This window comes from Paenilisteria riparia FSL S10-1204 (assembly GCF_000525995.1).
Classification (GTDB): Bacteria; Bacillota; Bacilli; order Lactobacillales; family Listeriaceae; genus Listeria_A; species Listeria_A riparia.
The window spans coordinates 58,963-65,058 of record NZ_AODL01000012.1; the positions used below are offsets into that span (position 1 = coordinate 58,963).

Annotated in this window: 5 protein-coding genes; all 5 read left to right on the top strand. The window is 43.9% G+C overall.

Annotation, left to right across the window (positions count from 1 at the left end; genetic code table 11):
• Entirely contained in the window at positions 1-870 is an 870-nt protein-coding gene (locus tag PRIP_RS09345) for an ROK family protein (RefSeq protein WP_036100947.1), read from the top strand.
• Positions 833-2,290, top strand: a complete 1,458-nt coding sequence (locus tag PRIP_RS09350) for a glycoside hydrolase family 125 protein (protein WP_241434147.1) — start codon at positions 833-835, stop codon at positions 2,288-2,290. The genes PRIP_RS09345 and PRIP_RS09350 overlap by 38 nt, the downstream gene beginning before the upstream one ends.
• Positions 2,291-2,393: 103 nt before the next feature.
• Positions 2,394-3,269 carry a MurR/RpiR family transcriptional regulator gene (locus PRIP_RS09355; RefSeq protein ID WP_036100949.1) on the top strand — a complete coding sequence of 292 codons (876 nt, stop codon included), beginning with the start codon at positions 2,394-2,396 and terminating at the stop codon, positions 3,267-3,269.
• A gap of 320 nt (positions 3,270-3,589) precedes the next feature.
• Complete coding sequence (locus PRIP_RS09360; RefSeq protein WP_036100950.1) at positions 3,590-5,341, top strand: class I mannose-6-phosphate isomerase; 1,752 nt, start codon at positions 3,590-3,592, stop codon at positions 5,339-5,341.
• A gap of 173 nt (positions 5,342-5,514) precedes the next feature.
• The coding region (locus PRIP_RS09365) for a sugar transferase (RefSeq protein ID WP_036100951.1) at positions 5,515-6,096 on the top strand (582 nt) is incomplete at its 3' end.

Below are 6,096 nucleotides of genomic sequence, written 5' to 3' on the forward strand. Positions count from 1 at the left end.
ATGTATCGAATTGGCATAGACATTGGCGCTACGAATATGCGAGTCGGCTTATTTGATCCGACTGATCAGTTGGTAGCGCGTGAACAAAGCCATACAGAGGCAACATCAGGTGCAACGCAAGCCTTGGAAAAATTGGTGCGTATGATTGAAGCGGTCGACCCAGAACGATTGGCGTCGGGCATCGGGATTGGCGCACCAGGACCTCTCGATGTGGACAACGGCATTATTTTAGATGCGCCAAATCTCCCCGGCTGGCATGGTTTGCGGATTCGAGATGAATTGGAGAGCTGTGTGGGGAAAGCGGTGTTTCTTATGAACGATGCCAAAGTGGCGGCACTAGCTGAAGCGAAAATTGGAGCTGGTGCGGGATACAGTAGTGTACAGTATATCACGGTGAGTACAGGCGTTGGCGGCGGCTTGGTTTGTGACGGTGAGGTGTTTGCCGGAAGTCACCAGCATGCGTCGGAACTCGGGAATATGATTGTGGATGTTAGCTTGAAGAACGGGACGCTAGAAGATTTGTGTAGCGGAACCACGCTCAAAAGAGAGAGCAGAGTATTATTCGGTAAAGATAAGACGGCAGCCGATTTGTTCATGCACTATGACGCCTATCATCCAGAAGCACGGCGCGCTATTGCTCGCTGGTTACAACATTTCGGAGCGGCCCTAACATCGATTATCCAAGTCATTGACCCAGAAGTTTTTGTACTTGGCGGTGCGGTAATTTTGCATAATCCTTGGTTGGTCGAAGAACTAAAAACGGTTGTAACGCAGCGGGTTTACGGCACGATGAAAGAAACGATTCAATTAAAAGTCGCGAGTTTAGGCGATAATGCCGGCCTTTATGGTGCCGCGATGCTCGTCAAATGAAGGGAATGGTGAGATTTTGGATAACGATGTACTAAAAAATACAAGCCTAGATAAGGAACTAATGGGCGACGACACATATTTACGACTGCGGCAGATTACCGATAACATATTGAAACAAGCGGCAAAAGACAACACAGAACTTGCGCAACTTATCGATGAATCGGTGAATCAAGTACTACAAAACACGAACCTCTCCGAAAAATTACAACGGATGTTCCGCAAATGTATGCTAAATACCATTACAACCACACTCGTGCAAAAAGAGGATGATTCGGCGTTCTTGTTTACAGGCGATATTCCAGCCATGTGGTTGCGCGATTCTGGCGGTCAGTTACGCGTATTTCTCAATTTAGAAGATCCAAGTGGGAAATTATACGATGCAATCGGCGCAGTGATTCGCCAGCAATTCCGCTATATTCTTCTGGACCCGTACACAAATGCTTTTAATTTTGCGGCTGATGGGAACTGTTGGAGCTCCATTGATCGCAGTGAGCGACAAAATCCTTGGAGCTGGGAGCGAAAATATGAATTAGATTCGCTTTGTTTTCCGGTAGAACTTGCGTATTTTTATTGGAAGCAGACGAAGCGGACAGACTTGTTCGATGGAGACTTTTTAGCGGCGGTGAAGGAATTGATTCGTGTTTTTCGTGTGGAGCAGCATCATGAGGAACAATCGGAGTACTTCTTTATTCGCGATAATGGGATTGAGCAGGACACGCTTCCAAATGAAGGCCGTGGAACGAAAGTTGGCTATACAGGCATGATTTGGTCAGGTTTTCGCCCAAGTGATGATGCGTGTGAATATGGTTATTTATTGCCGGCGAACATGTTTGCCGTCGTAATTCTTGGTTATTTGCAGGAGATTGTGGGTGCTTTTTATCCGAATGAGGAGGAATTACTGGCGATGATAACAGAGATTCGAGCGGAAGTTCAAGCTGGAATCGAGAAGTTCGGAATCGTGGAACACCCGACGTATGGCGATATATACGCGTATGAAGTGGATGGTTTGGGCAATTACAATATAATGGACGATACTGGCGTGCCAAGCTTGCTGTCACTGCCGTATATAAAATATTGCGAAATGGACGACCCGATTTATCAAAATACGCGTCGCTTCTCATTATCAACGGATAATCGGTATTATTTTGAAGGGAAAGCTGCAAAAGGATTGGGTAGTCCGCACACACCGCCAGGTTATGTGTGGCATATGGGGCTGGCGATTCAAGGTTTGACGTCTACGGATGCTAACGAATGTGAGGCATTACTCGCTTTATTTGAAACGACAGATGCAGGAACAGACTTGACGCATGAAGGTTTTTTAGCGGATGATCCGAATGTGTATACACGCGAATGGTTTTCTTGGTCGAACTCGATATTTTGCGAATTTATTTTAAAAGAAATTGGGAAATTGAAGCTATAGCTTGTTTTCGATATGAATGGGATATCTCCGTGGTTATTTTTGAAATAATTGCGGGGATTTTCGTTGTATAATGGTTATATTAAGAGGGAAAGAGGTTTTAGCGATGAAATCAGGAATTGTACAATTGCAAGCATTGGCCAAGCAGTCGATGGGGTCCTATCAAGACATTGCCAAATATATTGTGACGAATGCAGAAACGGTCAAAACGATGCATATCACGCAACTAGCAGACGAGTGTTATACAAGCCCAGCTACGATTGTGCGGATGTGTAAGAAACTTGGTTATAAAGGCTACACCGATTTTAAACAAGACTTAGTGCTAAATTTACATAAATGGTTTTTCGAAAAACAAGAAGTTTACAATCGTGGCTATATTTATCCGAATAAAGCGGCGATTGAAATTGGTGAAGTGATTACGAATTTGACGATCAATGGGATGATTAAAAGTGTTCAGTTCCTAGATTCAGAGCTGGTAACCGATTTAGCGAAGATATTATATGAGGCAGAACGTATTGATTTTTATGGCTGTGGGATATCGAATCTTGTAGCGCAGGATTTTTCGTATCGATTTTTGCGTGCAGGGAAGAACACGAGTGCTTTTGCCGATTCGCATATTCAAATTTCGCAGGCGCAGCAGTCGTATGCTGGTTGTGTGGCAGTGGGGATTTCGTATAGCGGGGAAACAAAAGAGGTGATTGCGTCACTAGAAATCGCGAAACAGTTAGGGGCTTACACGATTTCCTTTACGTCAGAAGAAGATAATAGTTTGGCGCAAGTCGCCGAATGCAATATAACGGTGGCGCAAATCGAGCATCCAGAAGGATATGTTGCGGCGGCCTCCCGGATTGAGATGTTGCATGTGATGGATATTATTTATTCTGTGTATGCGAGTACGTACGACGAAACAATCGCCCCGAAAATTTCGCGGACGAGGCCGTATTTTAAGAAGCGGAGTGAGGATGGGGAGAAGGATAGTTAGTAGGGAGAGACTAAGCGATTCAAGATCTAATTCTTGCTTGCATGTCGCTTGCAAAAGTAAAAGAATCGGTCATATAAAGTGCAAGGAAAGAAGGATTTCAAGCCCGAATCTTTGCTTGCACGTCGCTTGCAAAGTTTATATTAGGAGGATAAACAGTATAAAATGGAGCCGTCTAAATCCTATCACTTTTACCTCTAATACCCCGTCTTCCTCCTCCTTTTTTTCGTACGGCGGAAATGGTTTTCGCTATTTGCTAAAAGTATTGTAGAGAGCGCTTTAAATTCTTATACTGAAGGCATGAAGGGAAGGAGGCGTTGTAATTGGGTAACGAGAAAACGACATACGATCATTGTCCTACAACTAAAGTGAAAGGTGATTTTACGACTTGGACGGGGTTCCAAGCTATTTTTTCAGAGCTTTCGCGTGCTACGGCTAAACTTGCCAAAAAGAAAGTCATACTTGCGATAGAAGTTTATCCAGGAGTGCGTATTGCAAAGCTGAAAGAGGCTTTGATGCACTATTTTAGTGAGGCGAATTTGATCTGTGCAGATGACTTTGCGCTTAGTGGTGCACAAATTCGTGATAAATTCGCAATGTTAATTACGGAAGATCGGGTTTTTGGCCGAATGGCTGCTATCCAGATGGAGGATTATTATGATAAAGAGCGGATGCGGGCCTTGCGAGAAGAGGTTACTGCGTTAGAAGGTGGGCTAACCATCGTTTTTGGAACTGGAGCAAGTTTGGCGGCGGATGCCGATCTGACTGTATACGTGGATGTCGCGCGCTGGGAGATTCAGAAGCGGATGCGTTCCGGCGAGATAGGAAATTGGCAAGACACGAATTTTGAGGAAGATATTTTGCGGAAATATAAGCGGGGATTTTTCTTGGATTGGCGTGCTGCGGACCGTTTGAAGGTCGAACTTTTTAGCAAAATAGATTATTATGTGGATGAAAATGTGCTAGATGCGCCTAAAATGGTAACTTGGGCGGATTATTGTGCAGGTTTGGAGCAGATGCTACAAGGACCATTTCGCTTTGTTCCGTATTTCGATCCAGGCGTCTGGGGCGGACAATGGATGAAGGAGAAGTTAGGGCTGGACGCGGGTCAGGAGAATCTTGCGTGGGCATTTGACGGGGTTGCTGAAGAGAATAGTTTGTATTTGCAATTTGGTGAGACGCGGATTGAAACGCCAGCAATCAATGCAGTTTTAAAATATCCGATGCCACTTTTAGGGGAGCTTGTGTTTAGCCGATTTGGGGCGGAATTGCCGATTCGCTTTGATTTTTTAGATACAATGGGTGGTCAAAATTTGAGCTTACAGGTGCATCCGGATAAGGAATACATTAAAAAACAATTCGGCATGGACTACACGCAGGAAGAAAGTTATTATTTGCTGGATACGAAAGAGGACGCGGTTGTTTACTTAGGCGTGAAGGACGATGTTGCACCTGAGTCATTATTAGCGGCTTTGGAGGTCGCACAAACAGGTTCAGGTGAAATCGATGTCACGCAGTACGTCAATACATTTCCTGCGAAAAAACATGACCATTTCTTAATACCATCAGGCACGGTGCACTGTTCTGGAGCAAATGCAATGGTTCTTGAAATCAGCTTATGCGCCTATATCTTCACATTCAAGCTTTGGGATTGGGGACGTTTAGGTTTAGATGGCAAACCGCGACCAGTTCATATCGACCACGGTAAAAAAGTCATCAACTGGAACCGTTCAGAAAAATGGGTGGCGGACAATTTAGTAAATCATTTTGAACTGATGGAAGAGAACGAAACACATAAAAAAGAGCACACCGGCTTGTATAAAACGGAACAAATCAGAACCGAGCGCGACTGGTTCACGGATTTTGTAGACTATGATAATTCCGAAAAAACGGTAAATATGTTGAATCTCGTAGAAGGGGACAAAGTTGTTGTAGAAAGTGTGGACAGTGCGTTCGAGCCTTTTGAAGTACATTATGTAGAGACATTTGTCATCCCAGCACAAGTTGAGAAGTTTAGAATAAGAAATATAGGAACAAGTGAACGAGTCGCCATTTTGCGCGCAAGAATCATGTAGTTCCATAATAGGTCGGCGGTTGATATACCAAGTCAACTGCCGGCCTATTTTTTGACATGTCTAATAATCTGAAAAAGCACGTCAAATTTCTGGAAAATCACGAATTCTGGATTTTGGGATGGTATGCTAGTAGTACATTAAGCGACACACAAATATAAAGGATGTGAGCATAAATGGAAAAAATAGATTTTAAAGTTCCGACCCAATCCACCTATAAAGCGACACATGAAAAACCACTACACGACGCGATATGGCGAATCATTGACATCATCGCCGCTGTTTTCGCAATCATCATATCAGCGCCAGTCCTCCTCATTATCGCAGGCAGCATTAAATTTGAAAACTGGAAAGCACCGATTTTCTTCAAACAAAAGCGTGTCGGTAAAAACGGTCAAACCTTCTACATGTATAAATTCCGTTCGATGTACGTCGACGCAGAAGCACAGCTCGAAAAACTACAAGCACAAAACGAAATGCAAGGCCACATGTTCAAAATGAAAGACGATCCCCGAATTACCAAAGTTGGCAAATGGATTCGCAAAACTAGCCTCGACGAATTTCCCCAATTTATTAACATCTTAAAAGGCGACATGTCCTTCGTTGGACCACGCCCCCCTCTTTTGCAAGAATACGCTAATTACTCCAATTACGATAAGAAAAGACTCCTTGTTACGCCAGGTTGCACAGGCTTATGGCAAGTAAGTGGTAGAAATAACTTAGACTTCCACGAAAATGGTCGCACTAGACTTGAAGTA

Coding starts and splice junctions, on each gene's coding strand:
- PRIP_RS09345 (WP_036100947.1), top strand. CDS start 1: ATGTATCGAATTGGCATAGACATTGGCGCTACGAATATGCGAGTCGGC.
- PRIP_RS09350 (WP_241434147.1), top strand. CDS start 833: ATGCCGGCCTTTATGGTGCCGCGATGCTCGTCAAATGAAGGGAATGGT.
- PRIP_RS09355 (WP_036100949.1), top strand. CDS start 2,394: ATGAAATCAGGAATTGTACAATTGCAAGCATTGGCCAAGCAGTCGATG.